This window comes from Rhizobium alarense, assembly GCF_021555155.1.
Classification (GTDB): domain Bacteria; phylum Pseudomonadota; class Alphaproteobacteria; order Rhizobiales; family Rhizobiaceae; genus Rhizobium_D; species Rhizobium_D alarense.
The window spans coordinates 1-17,293 of the sequence record NZ_JAKGBU010000053.1; the positions used below are offsets into that span (position 1 = coordinate 1).

Below are 17,293 nucleotides of genomic sequence, written 5' to 3' on the forward strand. Positions count from 1 at the left end.
ACGACGAAGCATTTTCTGCCGACGTTCGGGCCCGAGACGTTGCGGGAGCTGCCCGATCTCAAGCGGCTGGAGGATGCCGGGCTGCTCAGCCGGCAGGCGCTTGCACGGGAAGAGTTCGCGGAGGAAAGCTCTGATGGCAACGAGCAAGACTAGCCGGACCCATTTGGTTGCCACAACCGGTAGCCGGGGGCCGCTCGACTTCCCTTAAGTCGGTCCGTTACTCGATCACATAGCCCAGCGCCCCATAACCCATGCGTCTCTTTGCTGCCATCCGAGCCAGAACCGGAACGGTGTTATCCACATAGTCGACCACCAAAACGTCCTTCTTGCCATCATGTTGGCGATGCAGGCGGCCGACATACTGCGCCAATGTCCCCCTCCAGGCGATCGGCATCGTCAAAAACAAGGTGTCGAGCCGAGCGTCATCGAAGCCCTCGCCGATATAACGACCGATCGCAAGTATCAGGCGCTCCCGGTCGTCAGTTACATGCAGTGCCGTGTTCGCCATTTTCCGGTCGCCCGCAGACATACCACCGCGCAGCACAACGAGATTTTTCACGAACGGCGAGAACTGCTGCTGGAGATAATCGAGGTGGTCTTTCCGCCCCGTCAGAACGATGGGCGAACGCTTGGCCTCGAGCGATTTCAGCACGTCGTCAAAGATCAGGTCATTCCGGCTACCGTCCTGTGCCACGGCCGCATAGATCGCCGGCATCGACGGTCGTTCGGCCGACGCCAGGGATTCTGGTAGCTCAAATTTCGTCGAGCGGTCACGAACATGATGGCGAATGCCGCGCTCGGCCGCTTGAACCCTTGCATCGACCCGATGGCGAACAGGGCCGCATTGCATGAAGATGATGGGATGATGACCATCTTTTCGGGCGACTGTCGCTGACGGACCAAGGACGTATCGCGCCTTGGCGCGGCGTGCCACCAGTTCGAAACTTGCCGCGGAAAGGTGGTGGCATTCATCGACAATCAGATGACCGTAATCGGCGACGATATCTGAGACCTCCCCGTTGCGTACCAGACTCTGGATAAGCGCCACATCGATAACGCCTGTCGGCTTTCTTTTCCCGCCCCCGATGATGCCGATCTTTTTTGGGCCAACGGTTAGAAAGGAGCTCAGGCGCTCAACCCATTGCGTGAGTAGTTCCCGGCGATGAACGAGAATCAGCGTGTTCCGAGCGCGATGACCGATGAGTGCCGCGGCGACAACCGTCTTGCCAAATGCCGTCATCGCTGCAAGCACGCCGGTGTCGTGGGCGACGAGAGCATCAAGAGCCCGCACTTGGGGCCGGCGCAGTTCTCCCTGGAACAGAACGTCGGCAGGCAACGCCCCTCCATCTTCGCGATGATCCTCCAACACTGCCGGCGCTCGGTTTCGATGTTCACGCCGGCTTTCGATCCGGCTGCGGGGTCCGGATCGTCGAACAGGGACGACAAAGCAGTACCAGACCGCAACTGGATGGTTTCCGCGGCCGCCGTGAACATCCTTGTATCATCGGGCGACCTGCCCTTGAACATGGCGCTGATGCTCCTGGCCGCTATCCATGCTCCTCAGAAGCACGAATGACCGCCCAGCAGGGTGCTCGACGACGACCGAGCCAACGAGCCATCAGGCTTTGAAGCGTTGCCGTAGCTGTCTGGAGACGAGTTGGGCAAGCTCCTGAAGGCGCAGCATGCGTCTTTGCGTGGCGGCGAGCTCGACTTCACATTCGTCGATGCGCTTCAAAATACGCATCTCCTGGTTTCTGAGTGCACTGAGTTGCTCGTCGACCTTCGCGACCGCGACAGTCAGAGACTGCCGGCGGCGGGCCGTCGAGTGCAGCGCTCTACCGGCGACCTGGTGACCGGTATGAAGCATCGAGGCGACGGCGCTTCCGGCCTCATCCTTGCCCAGCGCCTGCCGTCTTGCCAGGAACTCCTGCTTTTCCTTATCCAGCAATTCGGCATCCTGGCGCAGGGTTGCAAGTCGGTTCTGCAGCCTCAATTGCCGCAGATGGCGGATGTGTTCGATCTGTCGAAGTCTCCGGTAATCGCTTCTGCTTGCCATCGCTGCGGGTCAGAGACCGCCCTCTTCGCCGAAGACCAGCGTATCCACCTGACGGCCGCGCACCACCTGCACGGTCGTCTTTCGCGAGCGATTGAGCAGGGTTTCTATCGTGGAGACGAAGATCGGAGGACCGCGGACAATGAGGATGTCGCTCGTCGGTTCGTGCTCGATTGCCTCGGCAGGATACAGCGGAAAAAGCGCATCGATTGCCCTCTTCATGCTCGCCCACTCGCTTCCCTTTCGCGGGAAAACGGCCGTCGACAATTCAGACTTGGAAGATACGATTACGCGCGTTCCGTCGAATGCCACGAAAAGATTGCCCGCGCGCCCCAGCGTGGCGAACGCTTGGACGGGGTCCCCGGAAATGGTGAGGTTTTCTATCCGCCCGCTCAGGGTCCCGGCCGTCGTCACCGGTATGCCCGACATGAACGACAGGGTTTCGACGACTTCGCTTGCGGGCTGCGAAATGACGCTGAGCCGAATGTCACTCCTTTCCGCCATGGCCGGATACGACCCAAGCAGCGCGAGGAAGAGTGCCAGCAACGGTATTTTAGGCATCATGCCTTGGCCTCCGAAACGACGGAACGTGTCAACACCGATGTATCATGAACTTAACGAACCAAGAAGCACGGGCGGCTGAAATTTACTATATGGTTAATTTCGCTTTCGTGCCTATGTGAAAAGTATATATCTGCGTATATCGTCGTTATTGCTTATATCCATAAAGTGAAAAACATATCCGAAATACGAATTAACCAAAAATTAACAATATTATCTTGAATGTTGCTCGATTTTTCGTATCGTCGCCCCGTCATAACAACAGGAGAGACAACAATGGCTACCTCCACGTCAACGCTTGACAGCGGCATTGAAAGTGCAATCTCGAAGTTCAAGTCGGCCCAGAACGAGGCGACCGAACAGAGCCTCAAGGTCGCGACCGAAATCACGAAGATCAACGGCGTAGCAAACGCCATCAAGAAGATCGGTCCGGCCTGATTGTGGCCCGGGGCGAGGCGAACCAGCTTCGCCCCCGCGTCCTTCGATGTCGGCACACGTGCTCGCAAGAGTGTGTTTGGAAACGCGGCGGTTGAGAGCCCGCGCCTTTCCAAACAGACTCTAATGAGCGGCGGGAAACATTTGGGTCATTCGGTACTGGAGTTTTGGAATGCCGAGAGGTTTGTCCGCGCGTTGGAAACGCGAACGACCGTCGAGTGGTGACGAAACGGACGCCGGATCGGTGGTTGTGACGCCGACGCTTCTCGTCACGCGGTCCGGCAAGACCACCCGTCTCCCCCTTTCGACCGGCAAGCATCGGGTCGGCGGTGGCGCCGACTGTGATCTCGTCATTCTTGGCGTGCCGCCGACGGTCGCCTTTCATCTGGAGCTTGCAGAAAACGGCCTTGCGACGATCGAGGCGCTGGGTGACGGCATTTCCGTCGATCGGCGTGAGATCGAAAGAGGCGGAACGGTTTCGCTCGAGGACGGCCTGACGCTTCGGATTGCCGACGTGGAATGCCGCGTCGAGGGTCTGCCGCGCCCCGTCGTCGCATCGGGACTGTCCCGCCGCCGTGTGGCGGCAGCCTTGCTTCTGGCACTTGCCGCCGGCCTTCTCGTCGCCGGCGTCGGGCTCGACGAAACGCCGCAGGCGATGACGGTCACCGCGCCGGTCCGTGGCGAGGACCAGTCGCAAGCGACGGTATCGACGATCGTCGCCGAACTCAGCGAAGCAACGCGTCTGGCCGGGCTCGACATCAAAGTGGAGGCGATCGGTGAAACCGCGATCCACCTCGGCAAGGGTTCTCCCCCGCTCGACGCAGGCCGTGAAGTCCGGCTCGCCTCCATACTCGCAGCGGTTCGCAGGCGCAGCCCGGTGCCCATCGTTGATTTCACGCCGCTTTCCTCGGGATTGGAGGATTTCGTTGCCGCCGCGGGATTCGAGCCGGTGAAGTTCATCGTCGGACGAGACGGCAAGCGCTACCGTGAGGGCGAGGCCCTGTCCGACGGCTGGCGCGTGAGCGAGATCGGCCGCGACCACATGATCGTCACGCGCGGTGAAAAAACCGATGTGGTGCACTTCAATTCGACCAGCCCCAATCTGGGGCTGAATCTCGCCCAGATGCGCGCCGGCAAGGGGCTCTGAACCATGCGCACCGCCCTATCGACATCCCTGTCAGCTGTCGGACGCAGAACGGACATTCTCTTTGCCGTCTTCTTTGCACTGATGGTGGCGATGATCGTGCTGCCGCTGCCGACCGTCATCATCGACGCGATGATCGCCTTCAATCTCGCCTTTGCCTTCGTCATCCTCGTCACGACGATCTATCTCCGTAACGTCCTGGACATTTCGACTTTTCCTGCCGTCATCCTGATCGGCACCGTGTTTCGCCTCGCACTGACCATCTCGACCACGCGGCTCGTCCTTGCAGAGGGCGATGCAGGCGAGATCATCCACGCGTTCGGCTCCTTCGTCGTCGCGGGCAACGTGCTCGTCGGGCTTGTCGTGTTCCTGATCGTGGCGCTCGTCCAGTTCATCGTCGTGACCAAGGGAGCAGAGCGCATCGCCGAGGTCGGCGCACGCTTTACTCTCGATGCCATGCCGGGCAAGCAACTCGCCATCGACAGCGACTTGCGCAACGGCCACATCGACGCGCAGACCGCGCAGACGAGGCGCGCACGGCTCGAGCAGGAAAGCCAGTTCTTCGGCGCGATGGACGGGGCCATGCGCTTCGTCAAGGGCGACGCCATCGCTGGCCTCGTCATCGTCGCGGTCAACCTTGTCGGCGGCCTCGCCATCGGCATTTTCCAGCGGGGTCTGAGCTTTTCGGAATCTGCGCAGCTTTATTCGCTGCTGTCCGTGGGGGATGGACTGGTGTCGCAAATTCCCTCCATGCTGATGGCCGTCGCCGCCGGCACCGTCGTCACGCGTGTCAGCGACGAAAAGAGCGGAAGCCTCGGCGCGGACATCGGCCGGCAGCTTTCCCGCGAACCGCGCGCGCTGGCCGTTGCCGCTGCCATGACCGGGCTCACCGGTTTTGTGCCCGGCTTTCCCAATCTCGTCCTCTGGCCCATTGCCGCGATCCTCGCGGCGGCGGCCTTCATCTTCTGGCGCCGCGGCCTTGCGGAAGGAACGGGGACGAGCAAGGCGGAAACCGCAACAGCGGGCGAAGCGCGACCGGGTGCTCTCGACCGGACCAAGTACGGCGATCCGATCGTTGCCACGGTTTCGGCCAATACGCTGGCCTTACTGGAGGAGTCCGGCTTGGCCGCGCTTCTCGAAGGCCGCATCCGGGCGGCGGCGCGTGCCATCGGTGTCGCGGTGACGGTCCCGACCTTCAACGTGGACCCACGAATGGGCGATGGCCTGATTCATGTCCAGGTGGAGAACGTACCCGCCGGCCTCGTCCCATGCGGCAGGACTGCGAAGGTCGACCGGATCGCCGACGACATTGTCCGGATCGTTCGCAGGCATGTCGGCGCGACCTTCAGCGCGGACGACGTGGCGCAATGGCTGACGAGCCTCGAGCCCCGGCTCGGAAAACTCGCAAGCGACGTGCGCGACCAGATCCCAACCATGGTGATGGTCGCCGTGATGCGCCGTCTGCTCGATTCCGGCGTGACCGTCTCGCAGCCGCGGGGCCTTCTGGAGACCATGCTCGCCGCCGGCCCACAGGAGCGTGATCCGGATACGCTTGCGGAAAGGGCACGGCGCGCGCTGGGGCGTCAGGTGGCTTTCGGCCTGCTCGATCAGCGCGGCGTGCTGCCCGTGCTCTCCCTTGGCCCGGAATGGGAGAAGGCCGTTCGCACCTACCGCGAGTCGTCCGACAAGCAGATCGAGATGGCTGCGGAAGATACGATCCGCACCCTGGCGCGCGAGATGACCGCAGGCATGGCTGCCGCCAATGCCGAGGGGCGGGATCCCGTGACGGTCGTCGACGAGGGCATTCGCTTCATGTCGCAGGCGTTCCTGATCCGACATGGCTGCCGAGTTCCTGTCCTGTCGCCCGAGGAGATCGACGAGGACATCACCTGTGACGTCATAGGAGCGGTCGGAGAGCGGCGGGAGGAGAGCGTCTGACCGGTTCGGCCGCAGCAATTTGCAGGAACGGTGGCGGAAGCTCGGCAGGAGAGGCTCTCGGCCAGATTGCTGCCAATCGGAATTCATTCCGATTGGCACAACGGTTTCAGCCCTTCTGTCATGGATGAATACCTATGAGGTCTATGGAGGCATGAAGATGGACGACGTCGATGCAAACAGGCTCCTGAATTTTGACAGAAGCAGCCACCACTATCCTGATATCGGCTGCGGCAACGCGGGCGGGGGAACCGGCAATGGCAGGGATACGCCCGGTTTCGCGCACTCGATCCGCAAGGCCTCACCCTTCGACGATTTCCAGGGAGATCTGCCGATCCTGTCCTCCTACCTGCCGAAATCGCAGGACGGATCGGCAGGCGGTCTCGATCCCGAACTGCGGGACGTTTTGCGCAAGCTGATCAACTGGCTGCCCGATGCCAAGAAGACGGGGAACGCCGAGGGTACCTTCCCTGCCGAGACGACGGAACTGCAGACACTGCTTGCAGGCGACACGCGTGAAACAGCCCCGCAATCGAACGGCGACAAGCGGATCGAGGGGGAAAAGCGCGACACGAAATCCGTTTCTCCGGAACAGTCCACCACCACCAAGGTAAAGCCGGACAATGGTTCGACGGAAACGGAGCGGACCGCGGCGGAAGAGCCGGTCTTGTCGCGTAAAGGCGAAGTCATCGTGGTCGACCAGCCGATCATAGTCGACGGCGGCGTCTTCGACGGCAAGGGAGCAACCTACACGGCCTCATCGAAGCTCGGGGACGGAAGCCAGGCAGAAGGGCAGCAGCCGATCTTCATTCTCAAGAACGGCGCGACGCTGAAAAATGTCGACCTCAGCGAAAACGGCGCCGACGGCATTCACGTCTACAGCGGCGCAACGATCGAGAACGTGAACTGGCTCGACGTCGGCGAGGATGCGCTGACCGTCAAGAGTGCCGGCGACGTCAACATCATCGGCGGTTCGGCCCGGGGCGCCACCGACAAGATTTTCCAGGTGAACGCCGACAGCACCATCCACATCAAGGATTTCGATGCAGACGGGTTCACGTCTCTCGTCCGAACCAATGGGGGCAAGCAGCTGGATATCGATCTCACGATCGAGGGTGGCAACTTCAGCAACGGTGCCAATCTCTTCCGGACCGACAGCTCGACCGCCAGCGTGACCTTCCTCGGCGACATAGCACTCGACAATGTGAAGAACTGGAAGCGCGAGGGCGATAGACGGTCAGGTGTCTGACGCCGCGACAAGGGAGGAGCCGGCGGTCACAGGCTCCTCTGCCATTTGTCCATCATTTCATCCTTCGCAGAACGCCTGCAACCGACGTCAATCCGCAAAAAGCGGAAGAGAAAATCAAGGGGAACATATGTCATCGATCGCACCAGCATCCAGTTCGCAGTCTGATACCGCTTCACGTCTCGGGCAAAACACGGATTCCGCTTCGACGTCCGGGAATTCCTCGGACAAGAGCACGGCCACGAGTATCACCGTCAAGAAGACGTCGCCTTTCAGTTCCGATGGGACAACAACGGGCGGGGGCCTGACTATTTTCCTGTCCACGTCAGACCAGGCAACCAGCTCGAAGATTGTTTCGCTGGCCGCTGCGCCAAATAACGATTCCAGCCCGACCGCGCCAATCCAGCCGATCATTGATCTCCTGTTCAATTCCGATTTCATGGATGAGATCAACCAGGGCCTCATGGAAGGGCTGAAGGACAAGGACAAGTCCTTCGAAAGCATCGACGTCGTCAAAAACCCACAGAATTACACCACTGAACAGAAGTTGATCATGTACCTTGATCTGCTTCAGACCAAGGCAACCTTCGGGAAATACAAAGACAGTCTCGGCGACAATCAGCGTGGTATTTATAACGACCAGGAAATCCTGAAAGACCTCGACAAGTCGATCGCAATCCTTGGTTCCGATCCGGACGTCAATTCGATGCTGACCGAGAAGGTGCTGAAGGCCTTCAAGCTGATCTTCTCCGGTTATCGCGTCGCGCCGGCGGACACTAACAAGGACGCCATGGAGATCATCAACGACACGATCACGCGCGACGAAAAGGTGAGGGAGTTGCGCCAGAAGGTCGAGGATGCCTTCGAGCGCGACGTTGTCAGCGGCGGCCTGCTCAACGACGGTCTCAAGGCTGGCAGGGATGTCGCCACGGTCCTTGAGGAATATAACGCCGCCCTCGGCTTCTATTCCATGGCGCTGCCCGACGATTTCGTGAAGCAGCGTTCGGCGGTCGCCGACAAGACCTATGCCGAGTTCTTCGACAAGAATGTGCTGCCGACGATGTCCGATCCGACGACGGCACTGGACGGCCTGATCAGAATGGGCCTCGCCGGGGACAAGACCGAGCGCGAGCTCAAGGGGCTCGGCTCGATCCTGCCGGTGGTGGATTCCGACAAGCTGCTCGGCCTCGGCGGAAGCCTGTTCCCCGATCTTAAGATCGACCTGGAGGGGCTGAAGGAGGTCGCCTCTTCAGAATTCGGCAGTACGGTGCCCAATAACATCACGCACCTGTTCAACCCGACCATCCAGGCCATGGCCAACCAGTTCTACGGGGGTAAGGACGACGCTGCGGCACGCGATCAGTTCAAGTCCGAGGTGAAAGCGCTTCTTGGGTCCGTTCTTGAAAAAATCGCCTCTGGCGAGGTCAGCCTAGCCAATCTCGACGGATATTTGGCGCGAGTCACCGCATCGCTGACGGCATCGGGGGGCAAAGAGATCAACGGCTACCGGCACGCCGTCCAGACGGCCCTCGAGGGTCTCATGATGGGGGCCACCCTTGTCTCGAAGATGCCGCCCAATGCCGAGTGGAATCCGAAGATATCGCCCCTGCCGGCGAGCAATCTCGCCAGCTATTCGTTCAACGACGTCATGGCGATGATCATGGTCGCCACGGGTCTTGCAGGCAAGGGCATTGCGGCCACCGGCGGAGGAGATCGCCGCTTCTTCCTCGGCAGCGGCGGCGATGCCTGGATCGCCGAGCGCATGTTCGGCACCAAGGACAATGCCTGGAGCAAGGCAATCCAGAGTCTCAATCTGCCCTATATCGACAGCGAATACCTGACCTCGAGCCTCAAGGACATGGGGCTGGCCATGTCCGGGCTGATGAAGACGCTGATGCCGGGAACGGACGTGATCGATCCGATCGTCGTCGATAGCAAGACAGCCGAGCATGCGGTCAAGAAGATCATCGCCCCAAGCGTCGATGCGCTGGCGGAAACCCTGTTCAAGGGCAATGCCGAAGCCATGGATCAATACAAGACCAATTTCACGACTATTTTCGCGGCCCTCTGGGCGACGATGCGGCCGGGCGGCGGCATCGAGACCATCAAAACCGAACTTGCCAAGCTGATCGACAAGACCGCTACCTCGGCGCCGGCCGGAGTGGATCCGGCCAAATATAAGGCGGCATTGTCGTCCGGCGTGATGTCGGTGCTCAATGCCTCCCGCTCCATTTACGCGGGACTCAACATGACCAACCCGACCTGGGACAGCGTCGGCGTCGTCGTTCTGCATGCCCTTGGCGCACTGCTCCACATGAGCAATGCGCTGGGCTCGGCGATAAAGGCCTCGAATTTCTCGCTGCTGGATGGCATCGGCTCGCTGGCCGGGGTTTCCGATGATCTGGCGCGGGCGCAACGCAGTGTGCTCTCCGCCTTCTTCAAGAATACCGGGACGACGGTTGGCGCCATTGCCGGCATCGGCTGGTTGCCGGTGGAATATTACCAGTTCCTGCAGGGGCTTACGAGCGGCAAGGGCGATCCGGTTGATCTCGTCTTCATGGGGATCGGAACCGTCGCGGACACGGTGGGTGCGATCGAGGGCTTGGCCGGTGTTGCCAACATGCTGGTGAATTCTACTTTCCTCGGGCGCACAGGCGCAACCGTTGCGCTGGTTTCCGGCAGCTTTTCGCTCGCTTTCGCGGTCGCCGGTGCGGTGTCCTGGGCGGCCTGGTCGGGCCTCGCCATCTACCAGAGCATCAAGCAGGAGAACGCCTTCCACAAGCAGACCGACATGATGAACGACATGCTCAAGCGTACGGTCAACGATACGGTCGGCATCTATGCCAAGACCGGTCCGATCGTCGGTAAGGGCGGTGTCAATCCGGGGCCACGTGAACCTGATCAGCGCGAGCTGACTCCCGAAAACTGGGACGCAATCATCTCCAATATCGAGAAGCGCCGCGGCACGCAGGTTACCTGATCCGGCGGGCTGGCGGCGTGTCCAATCGCTTTGCGATCATCGAGCATTTGCGTATCGATTGACGGGCTGGTTATCCCCGACAACGCTGCGGGCGCGCAGTTGCGCTACTTCGCGCCCGGTCCATGCTTGCGTGGCGGGCTGTTGCGCATCTCTGCACCGATCTGGCGGCGAGCCGATCGTATATGCGGGTCGCCATGAGCTTCCTTCTGCTCGCGGCGCGCTTCGGTGCGGGTCATCCTGTGCTCATGGCGGAACAGTGCACGCGAAATGCGCAGATCAAAGAACGCGGCGACGAGCATGATGACGGCCGAAATGACGACGATCGTGCCGACAAGGTGCACGGCGACACTCAGGCTGCACGCTTCGCCACACAGCGGGGACCAGAACACGCCGTTCAGGAAATAAAGAAGCGTGCCGGCACCGGCGACGCAGAGCAGGACAAGCTTGGCGATACCCTTGAGGAATTCGGCGAGGCTGTTCAGCGAGAAGATCTTCTTCAGCCCCTCGGCAGGATTCAGGCGAGCGAAATCGAGGGCCATATGCTTCATCGAGACGGGGAAACCCTGGGCGTCGACGATCGATGCGATGACGGCCACCACGAGACCGAGCAGCAGCGGTGCCCAGACGATCTGCAGCAGTGCCGCGCCCATTTCACCGAGGACGGGCGTGAGAACCTCGATGCCTGCCGGACCGCGGGCGATCTGCAAGGCGGCCTCGAATGTCGAGGTAAAATCGTGGATCAGGCTGCCGATCCCCCAGGCAAGCCAGGTCACGACCGCCAGAACCGACAGCGCGGTCGGCACGTCCCGCGACCGCGGCACCTGCCCGTCTCGGCGCAAGCGATCGAGCTTGATCCGGCTCGGCGGAAGGCGCTTTTCCTCGGTTTCGTCATTCTTTGCCAAGGCCCGTCTCCATAAAGCCCTTCATGTCGCTGAAAGCCTCGGTCCACACGCTGCCGAAGTAGCTTGTGGCAAAAGTCGCATAGACGGCGAGCACCAACACGACGGCGAGGTTCTTGAAGGTCGCAGCCCCGTCGTTCATCGGGAACTGGCGGGCCGAGCGGCCGACGAAGGCAAGCGACAGTTCGACGGCGCACATGACGACGATGAAGGGCGATGCCAGCAGGGCGCCGACGCGAAACAGGCGGGCGAAGCTTTCGAGGACGACGGCGAGCCAGTCGTTTGCCGTTGTCGGCGCCAGCGTAAAGAGCGGCCACAAGGCAAAGGAATTGTAGAAGATCGCGACGAGGTCGACGATGCCGCCCGCAGCGACGAAAATGCCGAGGGCGATGGACATCAACAGGGAGCCGAGCGGCGTTGTCTCCAGCGAATTGACCTGATCGAAAAGGTTCGCGGCATTCGCGCCGCGATAAACGTCGGTCATGTCTCCCGCCGCCTGCGCCGCCCAGAACGGAATGCCGAAGCCCATGCCGAGCAGGGCGCCGAAGGCGATTTCCTTCAAGGACAGGCCGGCGACCTCCAGCCACGGCGTCTGGCCGCCAGAGAGGACTGAATAGGCGTGGACGACGGAGGGCGCCGACAGGCCGATGGCCAGTCCGAAGCGAAGGATGCCGGTGACGTTGAAGAGCGTGAACAGCGGAAAGATGATCGTTATGCCGAGCGCGCGCCCTGCCCCGAGTGCCACGGCGGCCGGCGCGGCCGCCTGTTCGCTGACAAGGGAAGAAAAGGGCTCCAGTGCCATCGCGACTGCTACCGGACCATGGTGGGAAAATCGTTGAGGATATGGATCGAGTGCTCGACCAGCGGCGTTGCCAGCGCGCGGCCGAAAACGAGCAGCAGCAGCGATACCGAGAAGAATTTCACGATTTGCGCGATGGTCTGTTCCTGGATCTGGGTCGCCGCCTGGCAAACGGCGATGACAAGGCCGATCACTGCGGCAAAGGTGAGAACCGGTCCGGCCATGGCAAAGGTGGCAAGGATGGAACCGGTGATTTCTACGGCGAACTCGTCCTCACTCATTGCTCAACCTGCATAGGAAAGAACGAGCCCTTCAAGCAGCCGCCGCCAGCCGTCGACAGCGACGAAGAGCAAAAGCTTGAGGGGCGTCGAGACGACCGTGGGCGACATCATCTGCATGCCGAGTGCGACGAGGATCGCGGAGACCGCGAAGTCGATCATCAGAAAGGGGAGGTAGATGAGAAAGCCGATCTGGAAGGCGCGGGTCAGTTCCGACACGAGAAAGCCGGGTGTCAGGATGGTGATGTCGTCCGGGTTCGGCGGCACGACGGATGGCGCGTGCCAGACCTGCTGCGAGGCCTGAACGAAGAAACCGCGCACCTCTTCGTCCGAGTAGGTCAGCATGAAGCCCTTGAGGGGTGTGGACAGTTCCGCAATGCCAGTCGTCATGCCGCTGACAGTTCCGAAATCGGCGTTCGAGGCGAGAAGGATGCGCCATGTCTCCTGGAGCACCGGATTCATGACGAAGGCCGACAGGACGATGGCGACCGCGAAGACGAGCAGGTTCGGCGGCGTCTGCTGGATGCCGATCGCATTGCGCACGATCAGCAGAACCACGGAAATCTTGGTGAAGGACGTCGCGACGACGGCAATCACGGGCAGGACCGAGATTACCGCCACGGCCGCCAGGCTCTGGGTAAGGGGAAAGGCGCCTTCCATCAGTTCGTGATGGCGGTAATGCGAACGGCGGCGAAGCCGTCCAGTGTGACGATTTCACCCCGGCCGATGATCCGTCCCTGGGCGACGATGTCGACGGTTTCGCCAAGCGGCCGGTCCAGCGGGAAGATATGTCCTTCGCCGAGCCCCTCGAGTTCGCCGAGGGGCAATTCCAACCGTCCCGCTTCGAAGACGAGCTTGATCGGGATATCCGCAACGGCAGAAGGCTGGGGCAAGCCATGCAGTTCCCCGTCCAACGTTTCATTTGTCATCAGATGCCTCATCGGGCTGGTGGGGCGTTTGAGCAGCGGCTCGGTGAGCGTGAACCCTTCCTGCGTGCGGGCGCAGACGGCGAGATAGCGTTCACCGGTCACGGCGACGGCGGTGTTCGCAACGGCGGGTTCGACGACGATCGCATCGCCGGGCGAAAGGCTTGCGATCTCGCCGGCCGTCAGCACGACGTAGCCCCGGCGCAGGCAAACGGCGGCCGTCTGTGCGCTCAGTCTGCGGGAAGGCAGGCGGCCCGCCCAGCGGGTGAGGCCGGGCATCATGTCCGGCTGGAACTGGCCGCAGAGAACGAACGCCAGTTCGTCCCACCGTATTTCAAACGCGTAGTTGGCTTCGACGGCGACCGTGGCGAGCGGCGTGACATCCTCGATGCAGAGTGGGGCACCAATTTCGTTCTCGATGCGCTCAAGAACGTCGGCAAGCAGGCATTCGAGCACTTCGGCCTTGACGGCCGGCGACAGGCGCTCCCATCGGGCCAGCGGTTCGAGGCGTTCGGCGACCAGCCGGAGCGTGTCTACCGGCACGAGAAGCCGCACTCGGCTGTCGGCCACGTTCAATCGAATGACCGCGGGCTCTCCGAGGCGGTTGAGCGCGATGTCCACGGGCAGCGGCCGAATGGAGAGATGTTCCTGTCGAAAAGGAACCCGCCAGGGTTGCCGCGCGCCGATCGTACCGGACGGTGACTGGCGGCGCATTGCCTCTTCGATCGACGCTGCAGAAGGAATGCCGTTCATAGGGCGAGATCCTTGAGGGCACCGACCGTTTCCTCGAATGAGCGGCGCCCCTTGTGCCCGAATAGGAAAGCGTCGATCCGGTTGCGCTTGCGTACCGCTTCGTCCGCCGCGCCGTCCTGTCCCTCGCGATACTCTCCGACCCGGATCAGGAGCTCGATCTCCTTGTAGAGGGCGAGAAGCGAACGGACGCGGCCGGCAGCCCAGTTGTGGCGCTCGTCCACGACTGCGCCCATGGTTCGGCTGCGGCTTGCGAGCACATCGATGGCGGGAAACCGGCCTGCCTGGGCAATCCGTTCCGACAGGACGATATGGCCGTCAAGCAGAGCGCGCGTTTCCTCGGCCACGGGATCATCCTGTTCCTCGCCCTCCACGAGAACCGTGTAGAAGGCCGTCATCGTGCCGTGCGCGCTGTTGCCGGCACGCTCGAAGATCTGAGGCATAGCGGCAAAGACCGAAGGAGGGAAACCGCGCCGGACGGGCGGTTCGCCCGCCGCGAGACCGACCTCGCGCAAGGCGCGCGCCATGCGGGTGACGCTGTCGACCACGAGGAGAACGCGTTTGCCCCGATCGCGGAAATGCTCCGCAACGGTGGTCGCCGTCAGCACGGCCTTGCAACGTTCGAGCGCGGGACGGTCGGACGTGGCGACGACGAGGATCCTGTTCGATGGATGGCCGGGCGACATCATCCGTTCCACGAACTCGCCGACCTCCCGTCCTCGTTCGCCGACGAGGGCGCAAACGACCAGATCGGCATCGTTGTTCTCGATGATGTCGGCGATGAGCGTCGACTTGCCGACGCCGGGAGAACCGAAGATGCCGATCCGCTGGCCTTCCCCGCAGGTCAGGAGACCATCTATGGCGGGGATGCCGACCGGGAAGCGGCGCTTGACCGGACGGCGCGAGAGAGGGTCTGCCGGAGGAGCGTGAAGCGGCCGTGAGAACCGTTCTTCATCCCCCGTTCGCGCAGGCGCTGGCTTCAGGAGGTGTCCGTGTGCATCGATAACCGTGCCGATGAGGAAATCGCCGACGGCGACGGACGGTTCGTGGCCGGTCGGCAGGACCTCGGTGCGCATCGATATGCCGCGGGTATCGCCATGCAGCGAGAGAAGGGCCGTCTCGCCGTCGATGCCGACGACGTCCGCCAAGCCCAGCCGACCCTGTCCGGGCTCGTTGAGTTCGCATAGTTCGCCGATCCGGACGGCCGGAATGTTCGCTCGCACCAGCAGACCGGAGACGCCGGTGACGCGCCCGCTCTGCCGGCGCGTCTGCGCCTGGCCGAGGCTCTTCTCCAAGCGTGCCAGCGTTTCAACCATGTCCGGCGGCCTCCCTCAGGGCATCAAGCTGCTCGCGGGCGCCGACATGCCGCCGGCCGGCCGTGCTTTCCACGACCATCTCGCCTTCTGCAAGGAAGCGATCGGCGACGACCTCGATACTGCTGTTGGTGGAGGCAAGCGCCTCGCGCACCAGCGTTTCCTCGCCCGCCGCAACGCGCAGCACGACCGGTCCCGCCTCGCCTGTTGCGGCGATGGCCCGGGTAACGAGCCTTCGGCAAAGCTCCTCGTCACCGAGGCTTCCGACGATGTCCTCGACAGCGCGCAGGACAATCGGCACGATCCGGCTTTCCAGATCGAAGAGCCCCTTCTGCGTTTCGGCCGCCGCCGCCGCGAAGCGCTCCGCTGCCCCTCGCAGCCCTTCGGCATAGCCCTCGCGAAAACCCTCTTCCCGGGCATCGTCGCGCGTTTGCGCAGCCCTGGCCTCCTCCTGGGCTGCCGTGCGGCGTGCAGCTTCGACAAGCGCCGCGGCATCTCGAATCGCGCCGAATTCGGCCGCGCGGATGATGCGGCTTTGACCTTTCGACGGCGGGCTCATCGATCCACCACCTGAATGAAGGCGGCGACGGCTGTCCCGATCTCGATGGCGGCGCTCCTGACGAGGGCTGCGGAGGCCGGCGCATCCATGCCGTCCAGCGGAGGCCGCCAAAGCTCCGCTAGGCCCCGATGGACCATCCACAGGGAAAGGATGTGTCCGCCATCGGCGCGCACGATCCGCTCCGTTTCCTGATGATTGAAGTCCAGGACGGCTATCGTGACCGGAGAAAGCGCGGCATGCGCAACCGCAAACCTCACGGCGTTCTTTCCGAAGACATTGCTCAGCTTTCCTATCGTCACGCGATCAAGCACCGCGCCCAGCGCATTCAGATGATAGGTGAGACCCGCGCAGACAGCGGCGACCTGCCTGCTCTTTTCCGACAGCAGCAGGAACTGGCGAAGATCCGCATCGGCGTCCGCCGGGTCTCCGGCGGTACCCGTCAATCGTTCGAAAAGCCGCCGTTGCAGCCGGAGGCTCGTGGCGACGCGCTGGAAGAGCGGCGCATCCGAGCCGTACTCCGGCAGAAGACCGTTTCCGGCATTTGCGGCAAACAGGGCAGCTCGCCGAATTCGGGCATCTTCCAGAACCCGAACGCCGTTCCCGGTCGCGCCACGCACTAGCGGCTTTCCTTTCGGCGCGGTGCGAGCAGCAGGAGGCTGGCCGCAAGGGCCAGCACGACCGCGCCGGCAATCGTAAGGATGCGCGGATGAGAAAGGAAGCCAGGGCGCGTGCCTTGCTCCCCGGCAAGACTTGCTGCCGCCTTCGGTTCGACGGCGATGCCCGCTGCCTGGCGTGGCGAACCGATCTCCGCCCACGGGCTGGCGACCACGGAGACGTCCTCGTAAGCAAGGCCGCGGATGCTGTTCAACAGGATGGCGCGGCTCTTCATGTCGATATCAGGCAGGTCCGCGCCGGGACGGTATTGCAGAAGCGCGGAGGCTCGCGCCTTTTCCTTGACGAGGCCGCGCCCGTTGTCTTCGGGCAGCACGACATGGACGCGTGCCGATGCAATGCCATCCAGCGCCGAAAGCGTTTCCGCCAGCTGCTGTTCGACGGCAAAGGTCATCCGCGCCTTCTGTTCGAACGGCGTTACGAGGAAGCCGTCTCCGGGAAAGAGATCAGCGACCGTGCTGCGGGTCTGGCGCGGCAGGCCGGCTTCGGCAAGCAATTCAACCGCGCGCACATGATCCTTGCCGTCGACGGCGATGGCAAAGGTCGAGTCCTCTTCCGGCAGGACGGTGACGGTTATACCGGCGCGCTCGAGGACGACCTGCGCATCGCGTGCATCGCGCTGATCGAGCGCCGACAGCACGTTCTCGCTGCAACCCGACAACAGAACGACGAACAGGAGGGGGGCGAGAGGCCGCCGAAGCATGCCGGCACCGGTGAGGAACGAAGAAGACATGGCGAGCGAC

General features: G+C 62.3%; 17 protein-coding genes and 1 pseudogene. 6 read left to right on the plus strand and 12 right to left on the minus strand.

Annotated features, from left to right (window positions below; genetic code table 11):
* Positions 1 to 153: pseudogene (locus tag LXM94_RS16540) on the plus strand (SMC-Scp complex subunit ScpB); the annotation flags it as partial.
* 64 nt (positions 154 to 217) lie between these two features.
* Here the strand turns inward: LXM94_RS16540 and LXM94_RS16545 are convergent.
* The 3 genes from LXM94_RS16545 to LXM94_RS16555 form a co-directional block, all read right to left on the minus strand.
* Positions 218 to 1,336: a DEAD/DEAH box helicase gene (locus LXM94_RS16545; protein ID WP_235772574.1), complete on the minus strand. Its 1,119-nt coding sequence runs from the start codon at positions 1,334 to 1,336 to the stop codon at positions 218 to 220.
* 282 nt (positions 1,337 to 1,618) lie between these two features.
* Positions 1,619 to 2,056: a hypothetical protein gene (locus LXM94_RS16550; protein ID WP_235772575.1), complete on the minus strand. Its 438-nt coding sequence runs from the start codon at positions 2,054 to 2,056 to the stop codon at positions 1,619 to 1,621.
* A 9-nt stretch (positions 2,057 to 2,065) separates the two neighbouring features.
* Entirely contained in the window at positions 2,066 to 2,617 is a 552-nt protein-coding gene (locus tag LXM94_RS16555; RefSeq protein WP_235772576.1) for a hypothetical protein, read from the minus strand.
* 273 nt (positions 2,618 to 2,890) lie between these two features.
* Here LXM94_RS16555 and LXM94_RS16560 point away from each other — a divergent pair, with 273 nt between their 5' ends.
* From LXM94_RS16560 to LXM94_RS16580, 5 genes are all read left to right on the plus strand, one after another.
* Positions 2,891 to 3,052, plus strand: a complete 162-nt coding sequence (locus tag LXM94_RS16560) for a hypothetical protein (protein ID WP_235772577.1) — start codon at positions 2,891 to 2,893, stop codon at positions 3,050 to 3,052.
* 247 nt (positions 3,053 to 3,299) lie between these two features.
* Positions 3,300 to 4,196 (plus strand): FHA domain-containing protein, encoded by an 897-nt coding sequence (locus LXM94_RS16565; protein WP_235772578.1) that lies wholly within the window; start codon positions 3,300 to 3,302, stop codon positions 4,194 to 4,196.
* A 3-nt stretch (positions 4,197 to 4,199) separates the two neighbouring features.
* Positions 4,200 to 6,131, plus strand: coding sequence for a flagellar biosynthesis protein FlhA (locus LXM94_RS16570; protein ID WP_235772579.1), 1,932 nt, complete (start codon positions 4,200 to 4,202; stop codon positions 6,129 to 6,131).
* A gap of 157 nt (positions 6,132 to 6,288) precedes the next feature.
* A complete protein-coding gene (locus LXM94_RS16575; protein WP_235772580.1) occupies positions 6,289 to 7,377 on the plus strand; it encodes a pectate lyase in 1,089 nt (362 codons plus the stop codon).
* A 127-nt stretch (positions 7,378 to 7,504) separates the two neighbouring features.
* Positions 7,505 to 10,354: a hypothetical protein gene (locus tag LXM94_RS16580; protein ID WP_235772581.1), complete on the plus strand. Its 2,850-nt coding sequence runs from the start codon at positions 7,505 to 7,507 to the stop codon at positions 10,352 to 10,354.
* Between the two features lie 104 nt (positions 10,355 to 10,458).
* Here the strand turns inward: LXM94_RS16580 and LXM94_RS16585 are convergent, their stop codons facing one another.
* Genes LXM94_RS16585 through sctJ form a run of 9 tightly spaced genes read right to left on the minus strand, consistent with a single transcriptional unit; the run spans position 10,459 to position 17,283 of the window.
* A complete protein-coding gene (locus LXM94_RS16585) occupies positions 10,459 to 11,256 on the minus strand; it encodes an EscU/YscU/HrcU family type III secretion system export apparatus switch protein (RefSeq protein ID WP_235772582.1) in 798 nt (265 codons plus the stop codon).
* Positions 11,243 to 12,055 (minus strand): EscT/YscT/HrcT family type III secretion system export apparatus protein, encoded by an 813-nt coding sequence (locus tag LXM94_RS16590; protein WP_235772583.1) that lies wholly within the window; start codon positions 12,053 to 12,055, stop codon positions 11,243 to 11,245. The genes LXM94_RS16585 and LXM94_RS16590 overlap by 14 nt, the downstream gene beginning before the upstream one ends.
* 8 nt (positions 12,056 to 12,063) lie before the next feature.
* Complete coding sequence (locus LXM94_RS16595; protein WP_235772584.1) at positions 12,064 to 12,333, minus strand: flagellar biosynthetic protein FliQ; 270 nt, start codon at positions 12,331 to 12,333, stop codon at positions 12,064 to 12,066.
* Between the two features lie 3 nt (positions 12,334 to 12,336).
* Positions 12,337 to 12,990: a type III secretion system export apparatus subunit SctR gene (gene sctR, locus LXM94_RS16600; protein WP_235772585.1), complete on the minus strand. Its 654-nt coding sequence runs from the start codon at positions 12,988 to 12,990 to the stop codon at positions 12,337 to 12,339.
* Positions 12,990 to 14,009, minus strand: a complete 1,020-nt coding sequence (gene sctQ, locus LXM94_RS16605) for a type III secretion system cytoplasmic ring protein SctQ (protein WP_235772586.1) — start codon at positions 14,007 to 14,009, stop codon at positions 12,990 to 12,992. The genes sctR and sctQ overlap by 1 nt, the downstream gene beginning before the upstream one ends.
* Entirely contained in the window at positions 14,006 to 15,322 is a 1,317-nt protein-coding gene (locus tag LXM94_RS16610; RefSeq protein ID WP_235772587.1) for a FliI/YscN family ATPase, read from the minus strand. Before LXM94_RS16610 ends, sctQ begins: the two co-directional genes overlap by 4 nt.
* Entirely contained in the window at positions 15,315 to 15,878 is a 564-nt protein-coding gene (gene sctL, locus LXM94_RS16615) for a type III secretion system stator protein SctL (RefSeq protein WP_235772588.1), read from the minus strand. The genes LXM94_RS16610 and sctL overlap by 8 nt, the downstream gene beginning before the upstream one ends.
* Positions 15,875 to 16,495 (minus strand): hypothetical protein, encoded by a 621-nt coding sequence (locus LXM94_RS16620; RefSeq protein ID WP_235772589.1) that lies wholly within the window; start codon positions 16,493 to 16,495, stop codon positions 15,875 to 15,877. Before LXM94_RS16620 ends, sctL begins: the two co-directional genes overlap by 4 nt.
* Entirely contained in the window at positions 16,495 to 17,283 is a 789-nt protein-coding gene (sctJ, locus tag LXM94_RS16625) for a type III secretion system inner membrane ring lipoprotein SctJ (RefSeq protein WP_235772590.1), read from the minus strand. The genes LXM94_RS16620 and sctJ overlap by 1 nt, the downstream gene beginning before the upstream one ends.
* Positions 17,284 to 17,293: the final 10 nt, after the last annotated feature.

Coding starts and splice junctions, on each gene's coding strand:
- LXM94_RS16550 (WP_235772575.1), bottom strand. CDS start 2,056: ATGGCAAGCAGAAGCGATTACCGGAGACTTCGACAGATCGAACACATC.
- LXM94_RS16555 (WP_235772576.1), bottom strand. CDS start 2,617: ATGATGCCTAAAATACCGTTGCTGGCACTCTTCCTCGCGCTGCTTGGG.
- LXM94_RS16560 (WP_235772577.1), top strand. CDS start 2,891: ATGGCTACCTCCACGTCAACGCTTGACAGCGGCATTGAAAGTGCAATC.
- LXM94_RS16570 (WP_235772579.1), top strand. CDS start 4,200: ATGCGCACCGCCCTATCGACATCCCTGTCAGCTGTCGGACGCAGAACG.
- LXM94_RS16575 (WP_235772580.1), top strand. CDS start 6,289: ATGGACGACGTCGATGCAAACAGGCTCCTGAATTTTGACAGAAGCAGC.
- LXM94_RS16580 (WP_235772581.1), top strand. CDS start 7,505: ATGTCATCGATCGCACCAGCATCCAGTTCGCAGTCTGATACCGCTTCA.
- LXM94_RS16590 (WP_235772583.1), bottom strand. CDS start 12,055: ATGGCACTGGAGCCCTTTTCTTCCCTTGTCAGCGAACAGGCGGCCGCG.
- LXM94_RS16595 (WP_235772584.1), bottom strand. CDS start 12,333: ATGAGTGAGGACGAGTTCGCCGTAGAAATCACCGGTTCCATCCTTGCC.
- sctR (WP_235772585.1), bottom strand. CDS start 12,990: ATGGAAGGCGCCTTTCCCCTTACCCAGAGCCTGGCGGCCGTGGCGGTA.
- sctQ (WP_235772586.1), bottom strand. CDS start 14,009: ATGAACGGCATTCCTTCTGCAGCGTCGATCGAAGAGGCAATGCGCCGC.
- LXM94_RS16610 (WP_235772587.1), bottom strand. CDS start 15,322: ATGGTTGAAACGCTGGCACGCTTGGAGAAGAGCCTCGGCCAGGCGCAG.
- sctL (WP_235772588.1), bottom strand. CDS start 15,878: ATGAGCCCGCCGTCGAAAGGTCAAAGCCGCATCATCCGCGCGGCCGAA.
- sctJ (WP_235772590.1), bottom strand. CDS start 17,283: ATGTCTTCTTCGTTCCTCACCGGTGCCGGCATGCTTCGGCGGCCTCTC.